The following is an 18,318-nucleotide window of genomic DNA, read 5'->3' on the forward strand; positions in this document are numbered from 1 at the left end:
AGTCACCACCTGCCCCAGAAACTGCCTTGTTACCGTTCAAGGATGATCATCCGCACCCCGCGCCCCACGGCCCGCGTCATCCTGGCCGCCCCCGACGACCGCGTCCTGCTCTTCCGCTTCGTCCCGCCGGACCCGTGGCCCAAGGAGCCCGCCTGGCACCTGCCCGGCGGCGGGCTGGAGGCGGGAGAGACCGTGGTGGAGGCGGCGGTTCGCGAGGCCCTGGAGGAGACCGGCCACGTGCTGGACCCCGCCGACCTCGGCGACCCCGTGGCGGTGAACGAGGGCGAGTGGTCCAACCTGGGCCGGCACTTCTACTCCGTGCACACGTACTTCTTCGCCCGCGTGGCCTCCGCGACCGTCGCGCCCACCGCCCTGGAGGACTACGAGACGGAGGACTTCCGGCACGGCAACCACTGGTGGAGCGCCGCCGAGCTGGGCGCCGCCGAGGAGCGGGTGTTCCCGCCCGGGCTGGCCGGGCTGCTGCCGGGCCTCCTGGCCGGGGTACGGCCCGCCGCCCCGGTCAGGCTCGGATGGACGCACGAGAAAAAATCTTCAGGAGGGATGTAGAGAACACGCGACCGGCTCCGACTACGTCACGAGAACGACGAATAAGGAGCACCACATGAGCAAGCTCATTTACTGGGTCCACACCTCGGTCGACGGCCACATCGAGGGGCCGAACGGCGAGTTCGACTGGCCGGCGATGGGGCCGGAGCTGTCGGCGTACGGGGACGAGATCAACGCCCGCGTGGGCAGCTTCCTGTACGGGCGTGTCGTGTGGGAGATGATGTCCGGCTACTGGCCGCAGGCGGAGTCGATCTCGGACGACCCGCACGACCTCAAGTTCGCGCCCATCTGGCGGAGCACCCCGAAGGTCGTTTTCTCCACGACGCTGGAGGAGGCCGGCTGGAACACCAGGATCGTCTCCGGGGACCTCACCGAGAAGGTCGCCAAGCTGAAGCGGCAGTCGGGCGGCAAGGACCTCCTGCTGAACGGCGGCTCGCGGCTGGCCGGCGCACTCACCGAGCTGGGGTTGATCGACGAGTACCACATCATGGTGCACCCGGTCGTCCTCGGCGGCGGCCGGCCGCTGTTCCTGCCGCAGAAGGACCGGGTCGATCTGCGGCTGGTGGAGACGCGGACGTTCGACTCCCGGGTGGCGCTGCTGCGGTACGAGCGGGCGTGACGTTACGGCAGGGCGTTCTCGATCTCGTGCCGGGTCGGCATCGAGGTGCTGGCGCCCTCGCGCTGCACCGACAGCGCCGCCGCCGTGGACGCGAAGGCCAGGGCGTCGGCCATGCCCTGCCCCTCCGACCTCGCCACGGCCAGCGCGCCCACGAACGTGTCGCCCGCCGCCGTCGTGTCCACCGCCTCGACCTTCACGGCCGGCACCCGCAGCCGCTCCCCCAACCGGGATCCGTACAGCGCGCCCTCGGAGCCGAGCGTGATCACCACCTCCTCGACCCGCTCCAGCAGCGCGTCGAGTGCGGCCTCCGGGTCGGTGGCGCCGGTGATGGCGGCGGCCTCGTGCTCGTTCGGGACGATCGTCGTGACGGCGTCGAGCAGCTCGTCCGGCAGCGGCTGCGCGGGGGCGGGGGTGAGGAAGACCGGCACGCCGGAGACCTGCGCGGCCTGGGCGGCCGCGACGACGGCCGCCATGGGCAGCTCGAGCTGGAGCAGCAGCGCCTCCGAGCGCGCGATGGCGGCCAGGTCGTCGCCAGAAGGGCCGGTGACGGTGCCGTTCGCGCCAGGTACGACGATGATCGAGTTGCCGCCCCCGTCGTCCACCACGATGTGGGCGATGCCGCTGGGACCGGGCACCTGGCGCAGGCCGCGTACGTCGACACCGGCCGCCACCAGCGTGGCACGCATCTCCGCCCCGAACCCGTCGTCGCCCACCGCCCCGAGGAACACCACCTGCGCGCCCGCGCGGGCGGCGGCGATGGCCTGGTTGGCGCCCTTGCCGCCGGGCACGGTCCTGAACCGGTGCCCGGTCACCGTTTCGCCCCGCTTGGGGGCTTCGGAGACGTACGCGACGAGGTCCATGTTGGCGCTGCCGAAAACCGAGATCATGCTCTCATCATCCCCCGAGTGCGGGCGGCCAGCGCGTCCAGCCCCACCCCGTCGAACCCGGTCAGGCTGCTGGCCAGGCTGTTGCGCATGCGCCACCGGTCCGGCACGCCCGCGTTGAGCGCGCCCGCGACGGACCCGGCCGTGGCCCCAGCTGAGTCGGTGTCCCAGCCTCCGGCGACCGCTCCGGCGATGGTGGCGGTGAAGTCGCCCCGGCCGTGGATGAGCGTGGCGGCGATGAGGGCGGCGTTGTTGACGGTGTGCACCCAGTGCAGGGCGCCGTGGCGTTCGTGCAGGAGGTCGATGACGTGCTCGAAGTCGTCCTCGCGTGCGGCGTCGGCGGCGGCCAGGCGTACCGCCTCGTGCAGGCGCGAGCGCTCCGGCACCACGGCGAGGCCCGCCCGTACGACCTCCGCCACGTCCGTGGCGACCATGGCGGCGGCGCACATCGCGGCCACGAACATCGCCCCGTAGATCCCGTTCGCGGTGTGTGTGAGCCTGGCGTCGCGCCAGGCGTGCTCCGCGGCCGCGGCGGGGTCGCCGGGGTTGACCCAGCCGTACACGTCCGCCCTGATCAGGGCGCCGATCCACTCTCTGAACGGGTTGCGGTGGGTGGCCGTGTGCGGGGGCTCGACGCCGTCAAGGAGGTTGCGGTACGCGACGCGCTCGGCGGTGAACGTGCGGCCCGCGGGGAGCTCGTCCAGCCAGAGCCTGGCCACGTCGGCGGTGGTGAAGTCGCGGCCGTGGCGCTCGAGGACGGACAGGGCCAGCAGCGGGTAGTTGAGGTCGTCGTCCTCGGGGACGCCGTCGATGTTCTCGGCGAGCGAGTTGACGGCGCTGCGGCGGTTCCACGGCCAGCGGCGGGCGACGTCGTCCGGCAGGCCCTTGGCGGTGAACCAGCCGCGGATGGGCCAGTTGCCGGTGGCCTCGGCGATCTCCCTGATGCCTTCGCGCGGGATCTTCTCCACGGGCTTGCCCAGCACGCACCCGGCCGCCCGCCCGAGCCACGCCCCGAGCACGCGCGCCTCGGAGACGGGCCCGGCTTCACCAGGGGCCGGCCAGGCGGGGCAGGCGGCGATGATGGCGGCCAGGTCAGAGGGCTCGTCCAGCGGCGAAGGGATCGCGGCCAGCTCGTCCAGCAGCTCCTCCGCCAGTCCCCGCAGCCGCGCGGCCCCCGGTTCTGAGGCGCCGGCGCGCGGGGGCGCGTCGTGGCCGCCGGCCGCGTGCCACCGTGCCGCGATCGCCCGTACCCGGTCGCCGTCGGGGCCGGAGGTCCGGCCGTCCTCGGCGGCCTGGCGGAGCTCGTGCCCGATCAGGTCCTCCGGCTGGACCCAGGTGAGGCGGATCATGGGCGGTCCAGGGCGGCGAAGGCGGCCTCGTGGCCGCGGCGCCGCGCCAGGTCGTCGGCGTGCACGCGGCGCGCCACCTCGGCGATGACGAGCCCCGGAGCCACCAGGTCCGTACGGCTGGCCGCCCCCACCTGCGCGACCCACTCCGGCGGGACGGCCGTCAGGCCCCCGAGCGCACCCGCGATGGCCCCGCCCATGGAGGCGATCGAGTCGGCGTCGCGCCCGTAGTTGACGCCGCCCAGCACGGTGTCGCGGTAGTCGCCCTTCGCGATCACCAGGAAGCCCAGCGCCAGCGGCAGCTCCTCGATGCTGTGCACCCGGCTCGGCCGCCGCGCTCCCAGCCCCTGGTCGCGGTAGGTGTCGGCGACCGTGTCGTGGGGCCGCATGGCGGCACGCAACGTCTCGAAGGACCCGTCCCAGTGCCCGAGCCCGGCAGCGGCCTCGCAGACCGACTCGATGGCGGCCTTGGTGCCGTCCTTGGCCAGGCGCAGGCAGGTCGCGACCACGGAGTCGGCGCTGGCTCCGGGGCGCATGGCCTCGGCCACCGCGGCGGCCATGACCCCGGCGGCCTCACGGCCGTAGCTGGACTGGTGCGCCCCGGTCAGGTCGACGGCCTCGGCGTAGGCGGCGTCGGGGTCGGCGGCGTTCACGATGCCGACGGGCGCGACGTACATGGCCGCGCCGCAGTTCACGATATTTCCGACACCGGCCTCGCGCGGGTCCACGTGCCCGTAGTGCAGCCTGGCCACGATCCACTTCTCGGCCAGGAAGATCCGCTGCAGCGGCAGCGCCTCCGCCTCCAGCTCGGGGATCCACCGCCGCTCGCCCATGAGCTCCGGCACCAGGTGGTCGGCCATCGCGTACGCGTCCAGGTGCCCGCCGGTCTTCTCGTACACGCGGATCAGGGCGTGCGTCATCAACGTGTCGTCGGTGATGTGCCCGTCGCCCTTGTGGTAGGGCGCGATGGGGCGGGCGTTGCGCCAGTCCTCGTTGAACGGCGGCACGATGCCCTCGACGCGGCCCCCGTACCTGTCGACGATCTGCTCGGGGGTCCAGCCCTCGGTGGCGCCGCCCAGCGCGTCACCGACCGCCGCCCCCGCCACGCAGCCAGTGGCCCTGTCTTCAAGCGGCGTCATGCGATTCCCTCCGATAGTTCGATCAGATCCCGGCCCGCCAGGTCAGGCAGGCAACAACCGGCCAGCGTGCGGGCCGACGCGATCCACCCCTCCGGGATCGCCTCGTACCCGCCGCAGGCTCCCGCCAGCGCCCCGGTCAGCGCGGGCGCCGAGTCGGCCAGCGCGGCCAGGCAGGCCGCCGCGGGCACGGCGCGGGCGAGCTCGCCGCCCGCCGCCTCGGCCAGCGCCAGCGCCACCGGAACGGTCTGCGCGGCGCCCACGCCGTAGCTGTAGACGTGGTCGAGGAGCGCGGCGTCGAGCGCGGGCGCGGCCGCGAACGGGTCGCCCGCCGCGCGCGTGACGGCCAGCGCCAGCCGGGCGTTGCGGCCGATGGCGGTGTCCTCCGGCAGTACGGCGAGCGCCGCCTCGACCGCGCCCGCCGCCGATCCCGACGCCACGGCCTCGGCCACGGCGGCGGCCATGGCCTGTGCGCCGAAGACGCCGTCGTAGGCGTTCGTCACCTGGGCGTCCTGTGCCGGGTCCCGGCCGAGGGCGCCGAACGCCACGGCCCGGACGGCGGCGGCGTCGTCGAAGTGGTGCGGATTGTCGTGCCCCGACGCGGGCGGCTCGATCCCCTTGGCGAGGTTGTCGAGCGCGGTGGCCACAGAAATGCGCGCTCTCACTCCCTCGCGCATCCCGGGCGTCCCGTCTTCGAGTAGCTCCCTGAACGCCTCGGCCCTCGGGCGGTCGATCGTGAGCACCGTCCAGGCGAGCCACTCGGCGTCGTCGGACGGTCCGATGGCCAGCGGGGCCGTGGGCTGGTTGAGCGCGAACGGGACCGGCAGCGTGGTGACCCGGTGCTCCTCGGCGAACGCGTCCAGCTCCCTGTGCAGGCGCCTGCTCCAGGGGGCATGCAGGGCCGCCCGGTGCCTGGCCGCGGGCCAGCCCACGGCGTCACCGACGGCGAGCCCGGCGAAGGCCCCTCTGATTCTGTCCCCCGACATGGTGATCTACAGTCCTCCTGCCAGTTCGTCGGCGACGTCCAGCACGTGCTTTCCGGCCACGACGGGCAGGCACTTGCCTGTCACGGGTCCGATCCTGGCCGCCCATCGCCCGGGCACGCCGCGCTCTCCCCGCATGGCTCCGGTGATGGCCCCGGCGATGGCGCCGATCGTGTCGGCGTCCCTGCCCAGGCTCACCCCGAACGTCACGGACTCCTCGACGTCGCCACCGCCTGCCAGCACCGCCGCCATCGCCAGCGCCACGGCCTCCGGAGCCAGGTCGGTCCAGGGGTAATGCTTGACGACCACGGCCTCGTGCAACGCCTCGAGCAGCCCGTCCTCGCCGGCGGCGCCCGGCTTGCTGATGGTGCGGGCTCGCACGATGTTGCGGGCCGTCCACGAGTCGGCGGGGATCACCGACAGCGCCGCCCGCACCACGTCCTCAGCCGAGGCCCCGCCCATCGCGGCGGCCACCGCCCCGGCGACCGCGCGGCCGCCCAGGATGCCCTCGCCGGACCCGCTGACCAGCCCGTCTTGCTCCACCAGCCGGGCCGCCTCCGCCGGGTCTCCCGGGCAGAAGATCCCGTACGGCGCCGCGCGCATGGCGAGGCCGTCCGACCACCCGTGCGAGTGCACCAGCCCGGTCAACGGCGGCTCCATGCCGCGGCGAAGCGCTTCGACGGTGCCCAGCTCGGAGAACCCGGCCCCCCGCATGGGCCCGGAGACCCGCGGGATGACCTCCCGCCGGTACGCGGCCGCCACGTCGGCGTACGTCAGCGCGTGCCCGTGCCGGACCAGGAGGGACGCGGCGAAGATGGCGTACTCCGTGTCATCGGTGCCCCCGCCCTCGATCTCGGTGAGCCGGCCCCACCGCCGCCGGATCTCCGACGGCGGCAGGTTCTCGGCCGGGGCTCCGAGGGCGTCACCGGCGGCGAGGCCGAGCAGACACCCACGGGCTTCATCCCGGAAATTCACCGCTGGTACCGCTCCAGCACCTTGTTGCCGTCCTCGACCAGCCTCGAGGCCGCCTGGTCAATGGTGATCTTGTTGCCGAAGTACTCCTGCAGGACCGGCGTGGCCACCTTGGTCTTCCACTCGTCGAACCCGCCCACCTTGAGGAACGGCGCCACGACGAGGTTCTTGGCGGAGGCGGTGGCCACGTCCCAGCCGTTCTCCTTGGTGGTCATGGCCGGGTCGGCGGCGGCCGTCTTGGAAGTCGGCAGGAGCCAGTCACCCTTGGCGAGCTTGGCCTGGTTCGCGCCGTTCAGGAAGAACCCGATGAACTTCATGGCCTCGTCCGGGTGCTTGCTGTCCTGGGCGATCGACAGCGTCTGGGAGACCGCGCCCTGCTGGGCGCTCGTGCCCTTCGGCGCGGGGAGCGTGACCCACTCGAACCCTTCCGGGGCCTGCTCGGCGACCTGCTGGCGCAGGTACACACCTGCGGGCAGCAGCGCGAACTTGCCCTTGTAGAAGGCCGGCAGCGGGTCCGCGGTGCCCTGGCCGAGCGCTGCCGGGTCGGCGGACTTGTCCTTGTAGAGCTGGTCGTGGATGCGCTGGAGCACCTCGCGCTCCTCGGGCCCGACCTTGACCGTGGTCTTGCCGTCGGCCGTCTGGAAGAACGTGCCGCCGAAGTTGAGCGCCAGGTTGAGCGTCTTGTTGACCGGCGACTTCATCGGCCAGGCCACGCCGAAGTTGCCGCCCTTGGTCATCTTCTTCGCCGCGGCGGAGAACTCGTCCCACGTCCAGGGGTTGTCGGGCGTCGGGACGCGGACGCCGGACGCGTCGAGCAGCTTCTTGTTGGCGATGATGACCTGCGACTCCTGCAGGAACGGCACGCCGTACACGCCCTGCCCGCCCTTGCCGTCGTCGAAGGTGACGGTGTCCCACGCGGGCTGCGGAATGTCGTTCTTGAGCTCGGCGGGCAGCTTGTCCTTGAGGTCGAGCAGGTAGCCGTCGCCGGCGAAGCCGGACAGCGCGGGCGAGTCGTTGTGGATCACGTCGGGCGCCGTGCCGCCGGCGAACTGCGTGACGAGCTGGTCGTTGACGTTGTCCCAGCTGCCCTGGACGTAGGTGACCTGGATGTTGGGGTTGGCCTTGTTCCACTCGTCCACGAGCTGCTTGTTCGCGGCGACGGACTCCTTCTGCCATGCCAGGCTGAGGAAATTGATCTTGACTGGCTCGTTGGGTGCGGAAGACGACTCGCCGCCGCCTCCCCCGCCGCACGCGGCGGCGAGCGTGAGGATCGCCGCAGCCGCCAGAGCGGACCTGATTCGCATATGAGCCTCCTAGCCCTTCACGGCGCCGGCCATCAGGCCGGACTTCAGTCGCCGCTGAATGATTGCGAAGAAGATCAGGCTCGGGATCGTCGCCATGAGCGACGCCGCGGCCAGCGGGCCGAGCCTGGCCACCCCCTCGGGGCCGGTGAACCTCACCAGCGTGAGCGGGAGCGTCATGACATCGGGGTTCTGCAGGATCACGAGCGCGAACATGAACTCGTTCCACGACGAGATGAACGCGAACAGCAACGTGGCCACCACCCCGGGCGCCAGCAGCGGCGCGACCACACTCGCGATCGAGCGCAGCCGGGTCGCGCCGTCCACGGCCGCGGCCTCCTCCAGCTCGCGCGGCACCGCGCGCACGTACCCCTGGAGCATCCACAGCGCGAACGGCAGCGTGAACGTAACGTGCACCAGCACGAGCCCGGGCAGCGTGTTCACCAGCGCCATGTCCCGCAGGATCATGAAGAGCGGGATGATGATCAGGATGAACGGGAACACCTGGCTGATCAGCACCCACCCGATGGCGATCTTGTTGAGCAGGCCGCGGTAGCGCGCCATGGCGTAGGCGGCCGGCAGCGAGATCAGCACCGTGATCGCGCTGCTGAACAGCGCCACGACCAGGCTGCGCGCCGCGGCCCCGACGAGGTCCTGCTCCCCGAACGCGTCGGCGAAGTTGGCCAGCGTCGGGTCACGCGGGATCCACGTGGGATCAGCCAGGGCCATCTCCCTCGGCGTCTTCAGCGCCGTGGAAAGCAGCCAGACCAGCGGGAACGCCAGGAAGACGATGTACGCGAGCAGCGCCACGTACTGCGGGCCGCGCCTCATCACTTGGCCTCCCTCATCTGGCGCCACAGGTACAGTCCGAGCACGGCCAGCACGACGATCGCCATGGCGAGGCCGAGCATCGAGGCGTAACCGGCCATCCGGTACCTGAACGCCTCCTCGTACGCGAACAGCATCGGCAGCCGCGTCTGCCCGCCCGGCCCGCCCTGCGTGAGCACGTAGACCAGGCCGAACTGGTTGATGTTCCACACGAAGTCGAGCGAGGTGATCGCCACGATCACCGGCCGCAGCTGCGGCAGCGTGATGCTCCAGAACCGCCGCCAGCGGCCCGCGCCGTCCACCTCGCCCGCCTCGTAGAGCTCCTTCGGGATGCCCTGCAGGCCCGCCAGCAGCACCACGGTGGTCTGCGGCATCCCGGTCCAGACGCCGACCACGATGATCGCGGGCAGCGCGAGCGAGAAGTCCGCCAGCCAGTTGATGTCCGTGCCCAGCAGGTCGTTCAGGATGCCCGCGTCGGGGTGGTAGACCAGCTTCCACATCAGCCCGATGACCACGGGCGGCATCGCCCACGGCACCACCGCCAGCACCCTGGCCACGCCCCTGAACCGCAGGTTCTGGTTCAGCAGCAGCGCCAGGCCGAGCGCGGCCAGGAACTGCAGCACGGTCACGGAGACCGACCAGATCGCGCCGATCCTGAACGAGGACCAGAACTCGTCGTCGGTCAGCAGCCTGCTGAAGTTCTCCAGGCCGACGAATTCCGTCTCGTGGTTGCGCGTGTTGCGGGCGTCGGTGAACGCCAGGCCGATGCCGTACAGCAGCGGGCCCACGCTGAACAGCAGCACCGGCACCAGGGCGGGCAGCATGAGCAGCCACATCTCGCGCGTCTGGCGCGCGATCCGGCGCTTGGCGCGCCGCGTCCCGCGCGGCGGCGCCGCTCTCGTCACGGTCGCCGTCACGCCTCCTCCTTCGTGCTGTCCATACGGGTACGGCTCGCGCCTTCGAACCCGGCGGCCGCCTCCCCTGCCGTCGAGGCGCGGACCACGAGGCGGGGCGGCACGGTGACCAGCCGCGGCTCGCGGTCGCCGCCCTGCAGCCGCTCGAGCAGCAGCTCGGCGGCGGCCTTGCCGCGCTCGGCCGACCCCAGCGAGACGCTGGTCAGCGAGGGCCAGGAGGCGGCGGCCAGGTCGGTGTCGTCCATGCCGACCACCGCCACGTCGTCCGGCACCCGGCGCCCCGCCGCCCGCAGCACGTCGAGCGCACCCAGGGCGATCAGGTCGTTCGCGCACAGCAGCGCGTCCACGTCGGGGACCCTGGCGAGCAGCTCCGCCACCGCGCGGCCCCCCTCCGCGCGGTAGAAGTCGCCGATCTGCACGAGGTCCTCGTCGTAAGGCAGGCCCAGGTCCCGCAGCGCCTCCCGGTAGGCGTCACCGCGAGAGGCGCCGGGAACGGTGTCCAGCGGGCCGTTGACCATGGCGATCCGGCGGCGGCCGAGCGAGTACAGGTGATCGACGGCCAGCCGGACGCCGGTCCGGGAGTCGGCCCGTACGTTGTCCACGCGGGTGCCGTCGGGCACGGAGCCGATGATCACGACGGGCGCCCTGGCGGCGGCCAGCATCTCGAGGTGGGCCTCGGTGACCCGGAGCGGGCTCATGATCAGCCCGTCCACGTACCGCTCGCCCAGGCTGTGCAGCACGTCGATCTCGTCGGCCACGACGGCGTCGGTGGAGTGCAGCACCAGCCGGTATCCTGCGGCCTTCAGCACGGGCTGGATCTGGCGGAGCATCGCCAGGTAGGCGGGGTTGCCCACGTCGGCCATGGCGAAGGCGACCTGGTGGGTGCGGCGCGACTTGAGCGACCTGGCCACGGCGTTGCGCACGTAGCCGAGCTCGTCGGCGGCGGCCATCACCTTGCGCACGGTCTCCTGCCGGGTCGGCAGGCCGTTCAGCACCCGCGAAACGGAGGCGATCGAGACACCGGCACGCTCGGCGATCGTGTTGATCGTGGGTCCGTCGGCCAAGGTTGTCCTTCCATGGTGTTGTAAACGTTTACGACCAAGGCTCTGTAAACGTTTACGATGTTTGGCACATGAAACATGGGCGTAACTTCCCAGGTCAAGTCACGATCGCGTAACGCCAGGTCAAAGCGGGGGCGTGACCGGCTCCTACCCCACCGGCGAGCGCGGTGCGGTGGGGTAGGCCGGACGTGACGCCGACGGTCAGCCGGTGTTCTGGAGAAGGAGCGTGCCGTCGCTCTGGATGGTCAGGCTCTTCCCGCCGCCGCCGGTGTTGCTCCCCGGCACGGGGAAGCTGTTCTGGTAGCTGTAGGTGGTGCTGTACCTGACCAGGTTGCTGGTGTTCCAGTAATCCTGGAACACCCAGTAGCGAGCGGTGCCACCCCAGCTGATGCGGATACTCTCGCCCATCTCAGCGCTGTTGCCGACCCAGGGAACCCACATGGAGCCCGCCCAGCGACCGTTGGCCGCGACTGAGAGCGAGGTTTGGCCATCCCCCTTGTAGATGGTCACCTGCGTAGACCTTTTGTTGAGGATCTCCCTGATATCCGTGACCTCCACCGCCCTGTGGCTGGTGGCGCGCGCGGAATCGGCAGGCCTGGCGGCATTGGCGGGGGAGGCGGCGGCGAACGCGCAGCCGACCGCGAGCGCCGCCGCGAAGACGGCGAGAATACGGCGGGAAACTCCCATGTAAACCCCTTTCCGAGATGGGCATTTACACAGAGAGTAATTGTATGACCACATACGTTGAAGGACGATTGTCGTTACCCGAGTCAGTCGCGGGCCGGAGCGGCCGCGGTGTGATCGCCCGCTCCGACGAGGGGCGAGTCGTCGGCGGGAGCGGATGAGAGGCGGGTCAGGGAGCGGATGGCGGGGGCGCCGGCGAGGGTCACGACGGCGGCCAGGACCGCGGGGATGATCAAGGCGATCGGAAGGGAGGACGCCTCCGCCACGTAGCCCAGCACCGCGGGCCCCAGGAGGAGGCCGCTGTAGCCGAAGGCCGTCACCATGGCCAGTGCGCGCCCCACCCGGCCGCCGGCGGCGCCGACCGCGCTGAACAGGACCGGCACCACCGTGGCCAGGCCCACACCGGCCAGGGCCCAGCCGGTCCAGGCGCAGACGACCCGCAGGGTGCCGGCCGCCAGCGGCGAGGCCAGGACCAGGACGTAGCCGGCCGTCGCGAAGAGGCCGGCCAGCTGGATGGTGCGCATCGAGCCGAGGCGGGCCCTGATCGGGTCGCCGAGCAACCGGATGGTGGTCATGGCCACCGAGAAGATCGTGTACGCGAGCGGCGCCATCGCCGGATCCGTCTCCAGTACCGTGCGGGCGTGCAGCGCGGCCCAGTCGATGGCCGCGCCCTCGCTCAGGTGGCCGGCGAACGCGGCCAGGCCGAGGAGCGCGATCAGCCCCCAGCCCAGCGACGAGCCCCGAGAAGCGCCCGGCTCCGGCGAGGAGGCGTGCGCGGGCGAGTCGGGCAGCAGCAGGCGCGCCGCCGCGAGGTACAGGAAGGGCACCACCAGCGCCGCGACGATGAGCAGCAGTTGCGGGTCGACCCCGGCCTTGAGCATGAGCGCGGTGAGCCCGCCGCCGGCTGCCCCGCCCAGGCTCCACGTGCCATGGAAGGCCGAGATGATCGGGCGGCCGTAGCGGCGCTCGACCTCGACGGAGTGGGTGTTCATGCCGACCTCGGTCACCCCCAGCCCGATCCCGAACAGCACCGCCAGCACCGCCAGAGACCAGTACGAGGGCGCGAGAGCGGGCCCCAGCAGGACCAGCCCCGAGAAGGGACCGCCCACCCAGCACACCCGGCGGCTCGACCACCTGTCCACCAGCGGCCCGGCCACCAGCATCGACACCAGCGCGCCACCCGAGATCAGCAGCAGGACGCTGCCCAGCCGGGCGAAGCCGAGGTCGAGCCGGTCGTTCAGGGACGGGAGCCCGGCGGCCCACAGACCCATCACGAACCCGGCGAGGAAGAAGAACCCGAACACTCCGGCACGAGCACGTCTGGCATCAATGAGGTTTTTGTTCACGGCTAGAGCATAAACTGTTGACCGTGATTGGGGCTACGACAAGTGGTGAACTTCGTACGCACAACCGGGTACGGCTGCTGCGCGCCGTGCATGACTGCGGGGCCACCCGCACCAGGTCACAGCTGACCCGCGACCTCCGGCTGGCGAGGGGGACGGCGTCGGTGCTGGTCGCGGGGCTGGCCGAGGACGAGCTGGTGCACGAGGAGCCGGCGCGGGAGCACGCGCGGGGACGTCCGACGCAGGTGCCTGGGCCGCACCCGCGCGGGCCGCTCGCACTGGCCGTGGACGTACGTGAGGACGCCTGGGAGCTGGCGGCCTGCGAGCTGGGCGGCCGGACCACGGTGCTGGGCCTGCAGGCCCACGACGGCACGCCTGAGGGCGCTCTGGGGCCTTTGGGCGAGGCCATCGCGGCACACAGGCGCCGCCTCGGGCATCGGGTGGTCGGCGTCGGGGTGGCTCTGGCGGGTCCGGTCCGGCACGGCGGCCTGGTTGACATCGCCCATCTGGGCTGGCGTTCGGTCGACGTGCCACGGCTGCTCGGCCTGGCGGCGAAGACGCCGATCGCCGAGGACCCCCCTCAGACGCGAACGCCGATCGCCGAGGACTCCCCGCAGGCGCGAACGCCGATCGTCGGGAACGACACCGCGTTCGCGGCGCTGGCCGAGGCCCGGCGGGGGCGGCTGCAGGGGGTGCGGGTGGGGCTGCACCTGCACGTGGACTTCGACCTCGGCGGCGTCCTCGTGGTGGAGGGCCGGCCGCTGGGCGGGGCGAGCGGCACGGGCGCCGAGTTCGGCCACATGCCGCTCACCGGCGGCGACCGGCTCTGCCCGTGCGGCGCGATCGGCTGCTGGGGCATGGACGTCGGCGCGAACGCCCTGCTGCGCCACGTCGGCCTCGCCTACGGCGGCGGCAGGGGCCGGACCCAGGCGGAGCAGGTGCTGGCCACCAGCGAGGAGGCGGTCGCGGCCAACGCCAGAGCGCTCGGACGCGGCATCGCGGCCCTCGTGAACGCCCACGACCCCGAGGTGGTGACCCTCTCGGGCCACGGCGTGGAGCTGTACGAACGGGCCGGGAAGGCCCTGATGGACAGCTGCGTGCCCGGCCTCATGGCGATCCGCCGGGATCAGCCGCCCAGGATCGAGGGCTCGGCTCTGGTCTGGCGGGGCGCGCTGCTGGGCGCGATGGAGTCGGTGTTCGACGCCTTCCTCACGCCGGAAGGTCTCGAAACATGGCGGGAAAACCACCCTGACCAGGGTCGCGACACGCCCGAGCAGCGGAATGTGACGCATTCCACCCTGAAGGGGGCGAGGCCGCTGTAGATCGCACCCGTCCGGCCCATGCTAGCGATCTTGCAGCGCCCGGCCAAGGGCTGTACGCATGGAAGGAGAACCCACCACGACCTCAGGGACCCGAGGGAAGCACGCGTGAATCTGGAACTCGCGCTCCGCATGACCGAGGCGGCCGTCAGGCAGGCGGTCCGCGAAGGCGTGGCGATCTCCGTGGCGGTCGTGGACGAGGGCGGGCATCTGGTGTCTTTCCAGCGTATGGAGGGTGCGGGCATCGCCGGCCCGGTGCTCGCGCAGGGCAAGGCGTACACCTCGGTGGCCCTGCGCGGGTCCACCGCGGAGCTGGCCGCGCGGACGGCTCCAGGAGGGGACCTGCAGGGCCTGCCGCCGGAGGGTTTCGTGTGCGTCGCAGGCGGCATCCCCCTCTGGGCGGACCACGGTGAGGGATGGCGCGTGGTCGGCGGCATAGGGGTCAGCGGGGGCACGGTCGCGCAGGACGTGGTGTGCGCGGAAGCGGCCGGCGAAGTGTGGCGGACACGGTGAGAGGGCGCTTTCCGCAACACGAACCGCTGGTATCCGCCATGATTAGCCACTGCACCACGGGTAACAGAACCCGAACGTAAAACTCCCCGAGGAGAGAACTGAGATGGCACTTCCCACTCTCACCCCCGAGCAGCGTCAGGCGGCTCTGGCCAAGGCGGCCGAGGCCCGCGCCGCCCGCACCGCTCTGCTCGCCAAGGTCAAGGCCGGCGAGCTGACGTTCGCTCAGTTGCTGGAGCGCGACGACGACATCGCGAAGAAGATCAAGGTCTCCCAGGCGCTCCGCGCCGTCAAGGGCGTCGGTCCGGCCAAGGCCACCGCGCTGATGGAGGAGGCCGGCGTCGACGAGAAGCGCCGCCTCGGCGGCCTGGGCGCCCAGCAGCGCAAGAAGCTGGTCGACGCGCTCGGCTAAATCAGCCGAGCGGCCAGGTCCGCGCGCGGCGCCGCGCGGACCGGCCAGCCCCCCGCCGGGCCGGGAGTGGTCAGGAACGCAGATAGGTCAGTACGGCGAGCACCCGCCGATGCTGGTCGCTGTCCTCCGCGTAGAGGCCGAGCTTGTTGAAGATGCTCCGGATGTGCTTCTCCACGGCCCCGTCACTGATCACGAGCTGCCGCCCGATGGCCGGATTGGACCTCCCCTCGGCCATCAGCCCGAGCACCTCCCGCTCCCGCGGCGTCAGCTGCGCCAACGGGTCGTCCTTGCGTCTGCGCACCATCAACTGGGACACCACCTGCGGATCGAACACCGTGCCGCCCGCGGCCACCCGCCGCAGGCCCTCCAGGAACTCGTCCACGTCGACGACCCGGTCCTTCAGGAGGTAGCCCACCGCGCCCCGGGCGTCGGCGAGCAGGTCGTCGGCGTAGGAGACCTCGACGTACTGCGACAGGATCAGCACGGGCGTCCCCGGCACCCTGCGCCGCGCCTCCACGGCCGCCCTGAGCCCCTCGTCGGTGAACGACGGCGGCATGCGCACGTCGACCACCGACACGTCCGGCTTGTGCTCGGCGACCGCCGCCACGAGGCCGTCGCCGTCACCGACGGTCGCGACCACCTCGCAACCGAACTCCTCCAGCAGCCTGACCAGGCCCTCCCTGATCAGGACCGCGTCATCGGCCACGACTACCCGCACGGCACCTCCGCCACGATCAACGTCGGCCCGCCGTCCGGCGACTGCACCTCGAGCTCCCCGTCAACGGCACGGAGCCGGTCGGCCAGCCCGGCGAGACCGTGTCCCTTGGCGACGTGTGCGCCGCCGACCCCATCATCCCCGATCGTGAGCACGAGAGCGTCACCTATGCGGGCAAGCTGGACGGTGCACGTGGTGGCGCGGCTGTGCTTGGCCACGTTGGTGAGGGTCTCGGCGCAGACGAAGTAGATCGCGTTCTCCACCGCGGCCTGGTAGCGCTCGACGGTCTGCACGTCCAGATCGACGGGGACCGTGCAGCGCCCGGCCAGGGCGGCCAGCGCGGGCGCGAGGCCGCGGTCGGACAGGATGGGCGGCGCGATGCCGCGCGAGAGCGCGCGCAGCTCGTCGAGCGTCTCCCTGGTGGCGGTGATGGCCGACTTGATCGTGGCCTGCGCCGCCTCGGGATCCTTGGACAACTGCCGCTGCGCCCTGGACAGCTCCATGGCCAGCGAGACCAGCCGCTGCTGCGGCCCGTCGTGGATGTCGCGCTCCAGCTTGCGCAGCGCGTTGGCCTCGGCGGAGACGGCGGCGGCCCGGCCCTCGGCCAGGTCGTCGATGCGTTCCTGCAGCTCGGCCACGCCGGTCAGCAGCGCCCGGCCCAGCCCGGCACGCAGCAGCGCGGCGCCGCGCACGACGAACGGCAGGAGCAGCGCGAAGACCAGGCCGAGGGAGACGTAGAAGATCGAGTTGACGGTGTAGCCACTGCCCAGGCCGAGCAGCTCGGGCAGCTCGGTGTTGCCCTCGATGCGCGAGGTGATGATGCCGTACAGGGGGTAGGTCAGGCCGACCAGCGTGGCCGCCCAGAACGTGATGGTGAGCGCGAACGCCAGGATCGCGAGCGGCAGGTTCAGGATGCCGTGCAGCAGGTCGAGCCAGGACTGCCCGCTGGTCAGCGGGTTGACCATCCGGCGGAAGCGGCCCGCGCCGGGCGGGGCGGGCTTGTAGCGGGGCCGTACGGGCGGCCGCTTGAGCACGTCGGACAACCAGCCGCGCTCCGCGTCGGCGAAGCCCCGCGCGGCCAGCAGCGTGCCGGCCAGCAGCGGCACGCCCACCCAGACGACCGTGGTGGCCACGCCGGCCGCGAAGCCGGCGATCATGATCACGAAACCGATGACGGCCGTGGGGAAGCCGACCAGCGTGTAACGGGTGTCGAGAAGGACACGCCTCATCCGGGAGCGCATGGAGTTCACGGTAGGACCTTTGATCGTGCGAGACGAGCGGGTGCACAGGTGTGTGGGGGTAGGGCCAGCCCTACCGCCCGGGGTGACGTGATCTCGACCTGAAGAGGGCGGCGAGCGGCAATGTGCGCGAGCGCCTGCGACGGGAGCCTTGAGCCATCCACTCCCTGCGAAATCGAGGCCCCCCATGACCGTCCTGCTGGACCGCCCCCTCGCCCCGGTCGAACAGCGGCCGCGCCGCACGGCGGGCGCGCGCACAGCGGTGCGGGATCCGTTCATCGACCTGCTGCGTGTCTTCGGCATGGCGCTGATCGTGTTCCAGCACTGGACGATCCCCGTGCTGACCTACGACGGCGGCCGGCTCGCGACGGGCAACGCGCTGTCGACGCCGGGTGTGTGGGTGGTGACGTGGCTCAGCCAGGTCATGCCTCTGGTGTTCTTCGCGGGCGGCGCGGCGAACGCGATCAGCTTCGGCCGTTCGGGCGGGCGCCCGCAGCGGTGGCTGGCGGCCCGGCTGCGCCGGCTGGCCTGGCCGCTGCTGCCGCTGGCCGCGGTGTGGATCCCGCTCCCCCACGTGCTGCTCACGCTGGGCGTGCCCGAGCAGCCGCTGGAGGTGGGCGCGCGGCTGACCGGCCAGCTCCTGTGGTTCCTCGCCGTCTACCTGATCGCCGTCACGGCCACGCCGCTGGCGCTGCGCCTGCACGAGAGGTACGGCGTGCTGGTCCCCGTGTCACTGGCGACCGGGGCGGTGCTGACGGACCTGTTGCGCTTCTCCAGCGGGTTCGACGCGCTGGGCTACCTGAACGTCGTGTTCGTCTGGATGGCGGTGCACCAGCTCGGCTTCTTCTACGCCGAGGGCCGGCTGCGCCGCCCGTGGGCACTGGCTCTGGGCGGGTTCGGCGTGGCGGCGCTGCTGGTGGCGTACGGCCCGTACCCCGGCAGCATGATCGGCCTGCCGGGCGCCGAGGTGTCGAACATGGCCCCGCCCACCCTCGCCATGCTGGCCGTCGGGATCGGGCAGATCGGGCTGGCCGCGCTGCTGCGGCCGTGGCTCGTGCGGCTGCCCACACAGCGCCTGCTGGCCTGGGCGGGCCCGCGGATCATGACCGTGTACCTGTGGCACATGCCGGCCCTGTTCGTGGTGACCGGCGTGGTCGTGGTCCTGCTGGGCATCGACACGCCGCGCCCCGGCAGCGCGTTCTGGCTGGCGGGCTGGCCGCTCTGGTTCGGGCTGCTGTGCCTGGTCATGTGGCCGCTGCTGAAGGGGTTCGCCAGGTTCGAGACGCCGCCCGCGCTGCCGTACGGGCAGGCCGGGTGGGGCGGCACGCTCGCGGCGGTCGTGCTGGTCGGCGGCGGGGTGCTGACGCTCACGGCCGGCGGGTTCGCGCCCGGCGGCGGGCCGTTCCTCGCGGTGCTCGCCCTGCTCGGCGGGCTGCTGATGACGGCACCGCGGGCGCGGGCGTGAAGCCCGGGTCGTGCACAATAC

At 72.0% G+C, this 18,318-nt stretch carries 19 protein-coding genes; 6 read left to right on the forward strand and 13 right to left on the reverse strand.

Features of this window, described 5'->3' with window-relative positions; all coding sequences use genetic code 11:
• Positions 1–42: 42 nt before the first annotated feature.
• Both ACIBVN_RS23930 and ACIBVN_RS23935 read left to right on the forward strand, forming a co-directional pair.
• Entirely contained in the window at positions 43–567 is a 525-nt protein-coding gene (locus tag ACIBVN_RS23930; protein ID WP_397139754.1) for an NUDIX hydrolase, read from the forward strand.
• 55 nt (positions 568–622) lie between these two features.
• Positions 623–1,186 carry a dihydrofolate reductase family protein gene (locus ACIBVN_RS23935; RefSeq protein WP_397139756.1) on the forward strand — a complete coding sequence of 188 codons (564 nt, stop codon included), beginning with the start codon at positions 623–625 and terminating at the stop codon, positions 1,184–1,186.
• Positions 1,187–1,188: 2 nt separating this feature from the next.
• Here ACIBVN_RS23935 and rbsK read toward each other — a convergent pair whose 3' ends face one another.
• From rbsK to ACIBVN_RS23990, 11 genes are all read right to left on the reverse strand, one after another.
• On the reverse strand, positions 1,189–2,073 hold the full coding sequence (rbsK, locus tag ACIBVN_RS23940) for a ribokinase (protein ID WP_397139758.1): 885 nt from the start codon (positions 2,071–2,073) through the stop codon (positions 1,189–1,191).
• Entirely contained in the window at positions 2,070–3,419 is a 1,350-nt protein-coding gene (locus ACIBVN_RS23945; protein WP_397139760.1) for an ADP-ribosylglycohydrolase family protein, read from the reverse strand. Before ACIBVN_RS23945 ends, rbsK begins: the two co-directional genes overlap by 4 nt.
• Positions 3,416–4,555: an ADP-ribosylglycohydrolase family protein gene (locus ACIBVN_RS23950; RefSeq protein WP_397139762.1), complete on the reverse strand. Its 1,140-nt coding sequence runs from the start codon at positions 4,553–4,555 to the stop codon at positions 3,416–3,418. The genes ACIBVN_RS23945 and ACIBVN_RS23950 overlap by 4 nt, the downstream gene beginning before the upstream one ends.
• Positions 4,552–5,538 (reverse strand): ADP-ribosylglycohydrolase family protein, encoded by a 987-nt coding sequence (locus ACIBVN_RS23955; protein ID WP_397139764.1) that lies wholly within the window; start codon positions 5,536–5,538, stop codon positions 4,552–4,554. Before ACIBVN_RS23955 ends, ACIBVN_RS23950 begins: the two co-directional genes overlap by 4 nt.
• 6 nt (positions 5,539–5,544) lie before the next feature.
• Entirely contained in the window at positions 5,545–6,510 is a 966-nt protein-coding gene (locus ACIBVN_RS23960) for an ADP-ribosylglycohydrolase family protein (RefSeq protein WP_397139766.1), read from the reverse strand.
• Positions 6,507–7,811, reverse strand: a complete 1,305-nt coding sequence (locus ACIBVN_RS23965; RefSeq protein WP_397139768.1) for an ABC transporter substrate-binding protein — start codon at positions 7,809–7,811, stop codon at positions 6,507–6,509. Before ACIBVN_RS23965 ends, ACIBVN_RS23960 begins: the two co-directional genes overlap by 4 nt.
• Before the next feature lie 9 nt (positions 7,812–7,820).
• Complete coding sequence (locus ACIBVN_RS23970; RefSeq protein WP_397139770.1) at positions 7,821–8,639, reverse strand: carbohydrate ABC transporter permease; 819 nt, start codon at positions 8,637–8,639, stop codon at positions 7,821–7,823.
• Positions 8,639–9,553 carry a carbohydrate ABC transporter permease gene (locus ACIBVN_RS23975; protein ID WP_397139772.1) on the reverse strand — a complete coding sequence of 305 codons (915 nt, stop codon included), beginning with the start codon at positions 9,551–9,553 and terminating at the stop codon, positions 8,639–8,641. Before ACIBVN_RS23975 ends, ACIBVN_RS23970 begins: the two co-directional genes overlap by 1 nt.
• On the reverse strand, positions 9,550–10,614 hold the full coding sequence (locus ACIBVN_RS23980; protein WP_397139774.1) for a LacI family DNA-binding transcriptional regulator: 1,065 nt from the start codon (positions 10,612–10,614) through the stop codon (positions 9,550–9,552). The genes ACIBVN_RS23975 and ACIBVN_RS23980 overlap by 4 nt, the downstream gene beginning before the upstream one ends.
• Positions 10,615–10,812: 198 nt before the next feature.
• The gene (locus tag ACIBVN_RS23985; protein WP_397139776.1) at positions 10,813–11,298 is read right to left on the reverse strand and encodes a hypothetical protein; all 486 of its coding nucleotides are present in this window, start codon (positions 11,296–11,298) and stop codon (positions 10,813–10,815) included.
• 83 nt (positions 11,299–11,381) lie between these two features.
• Positions 11,382–12,641, reverse strand: coding sequence for an MFS transporter (locus ACIBVN_RS23990; RefSeq protein ID WP_397139778.1), 1,260 nt, complete (start codon positions 12,639–12,641; stop codon positions 11,382–11,384).
• A gap of 23 nt (positions 12,642–12,664) precedes the next feature.
• Here ACIBVN_RS23990 and ACIBVN_RS23995 point away from each other — a divergent pair, with 23 nt between their 5' ends.
• From ACIBVN_RS23995 to mihF, 3 genes are all read left to right on the forward strand, one after another.
• The gene (locus tag ACIBVN_RS23995; protein WP_397139780.1) at positions 12,665–13,960 is read left to right on the forward strand and encodes an ROK family protein; all 1,296 of its coding nucleotides are present in this window, start codon (positions 12,665–12,667) and stop codon (positions 13,958–13,960) included.
• Between the two features lie 105 nt (positions 13,961–14,065).
• A complete protein-coding gene (locus ACIBVN_RS24000) occupies positions 14,066–14,470 on the forward strand; it encodes a heme-binding protein (RefSeq protein ID WP_397139782.1) in 405 nt (134 codons plus the stop codon).
• 103 nt (positions 14,471–14,573) lie between these two features.
• On the forward strand, positions 14,574–14,879 hold the full coding sequence (mihF, locus tag ACIBVN_RS24005; RefSeq protein ID WP_043641121.1) for an integration host factor, actinobacterial type: 306 nt from the start codon (positions 14,574–14,576) through the stop codon (positions 14,877–14,879).
• Between the two features lie 70 nt (positions 14,880–14,949).
• On the opposite strand, the gene ACIBVN_RS24010 is transcribed toward mihF, so the two are convergent.
• Positions 14,950–15,597: a response regulator gene (locus ACIBVN_RS24010; protein WP_397139784.1), complete on the reverse strand. Its 648-nt coding sequence runs from the start codon at positions 15,595–15,597 to the stop codon at positions 14,950–14,952.
• Complete coding sequence (locus ACIBVN_RS24015; protein WP_397139786.1) at positions 15,588–16,823, reverse strand: sensor histidine kinase; 1,236 nt, start codon at positions 16,821–16,823, stop codon at positions 15,588–15,590. The genes ACIBVN_RS24010 and ACIBVN_RS24015 overlap by 10 nt, the downstream gene beginning before the upstream one ends.
• A 196-nt stretch (positions 16,824–17,019) precedes the next feature.
• Between ACIBVN_RS24015 and ACIBVN_RS24020 the strand changes: the two genes are divergently transcribed.
• A complete protein-coding gene (locus tag ACIBVN_RS24020) occupies positions 17,020–18,297 on the forward strand; it encodes an acyltransferase (protein ID WP_397139788.1) in 1,278 nt (425 codons plus the stop codon).
• Positions 18,298–18,318 lie beyond the last annotated feature (21 nt).

It is taken from the genome of Nonomuraea sp. NPDC049400 (genome assembly GCF_044466425.1).
GTDB lineage: Bacteria > Actinomycetota > Actinomycetes > Streptosporangiales > Streptosporangiaceae > Nonomuraea.

What these genes read in the sequence shown, in the direction of transcription:
- ACIBVN_RS23930 (WP_397139754.1), top strand. Translation starts at nt 43, where the DNA reads ATGATCATCCGCACCCCGCGCCCCACGGCCCGCGTCATCCTGGCCGCC.
- ACIBVN_RS23935 (WP_397139756.1), top strand. Translation starts at nt 623, where the DNA reads ATGAGCAAGCTCATTTACTGGGTCCACACCTCGGTCGACGGCCACATC.
- rbsK (WP_397139758.1), bottom strand. Translation starts at nt 2,073, where the DNA reads ATGATCTCGGTTTTCGGCAGCGCCAACATGGACCTCGTCGCGTACGTC.
- ACIBVN_RS23945 (WP_397139760.1), bottom strand. Translation starts at nt 3,419, where the DNA reads ATGATCCGCCTCACCTGGGTCCAGCCGGAGGACCTGATCGGGCACGAG.
- ACIBVN_RS23950 (WP_397139762.1), bottom strand. Translation starts at nt 4,555, where the DNA reads ATGACGCCGCTTGAAGACAGGGCCACTGGCTGCGTGGCGGGGGCGGCG.
- ACIBVN_RS23955 (WP_397139764.1), bottom strand. Translation starts at nt 5,538, where the DNA reads ATGTCGGGGGACAGAATCAGAGGGGCCTTCGCCGGGCTCGCCGTCGGT.
- ACIBVN_RS23965 (WP_397139768.1), bottom strand. Translation starts at nt 7,811, where the DNA reads ATGCGAATCAGGTCCGCTCTGGCGGCTGCGGCGATCCTCACGCTCGCC.
- ACIBVN_RS23970 (WP_397139770.1), bottom strand. Translation starts at nt 8,639, where the DNA reads ATGAGGCGCGGCCCGCAGTACGTGGCGCTGCTCGCGTACATCGTCTTC.
- ACIBVN_RS23985 (WP_397139776.1), bottom strand. Translation starts at nt 11,298, where the DNA reads ATGGGAGTTTCCCGCCGTATTCTCGCCGTCTTCGCGGCGGCGCTCGCG.
- mihF (WP_043641121.1), top strand. Translation starts at nt 14,574, where the DNA reads ATGGCACTTCCCACTCTCACCCCCGAGCAGCGTCAGGCGGCTCTGGCC.
- ACIBVN_RS24015 (WP_397139786.1), bottom strand. Translation starts at nt 16,823, where the DNA reads ATGAGGCGTGTCCTTCTCGACACCCGTTACACGCTGGTCGGCTTCCCC.
- ACIBVN_RS24020 (WP_397139788.1), top strand. Translation starts at nt 17,020, where the DNA reads ATGACCGTCCTGCTGGACCGCCCCCTCGCCCCGGTCGAACAGCGGCCG.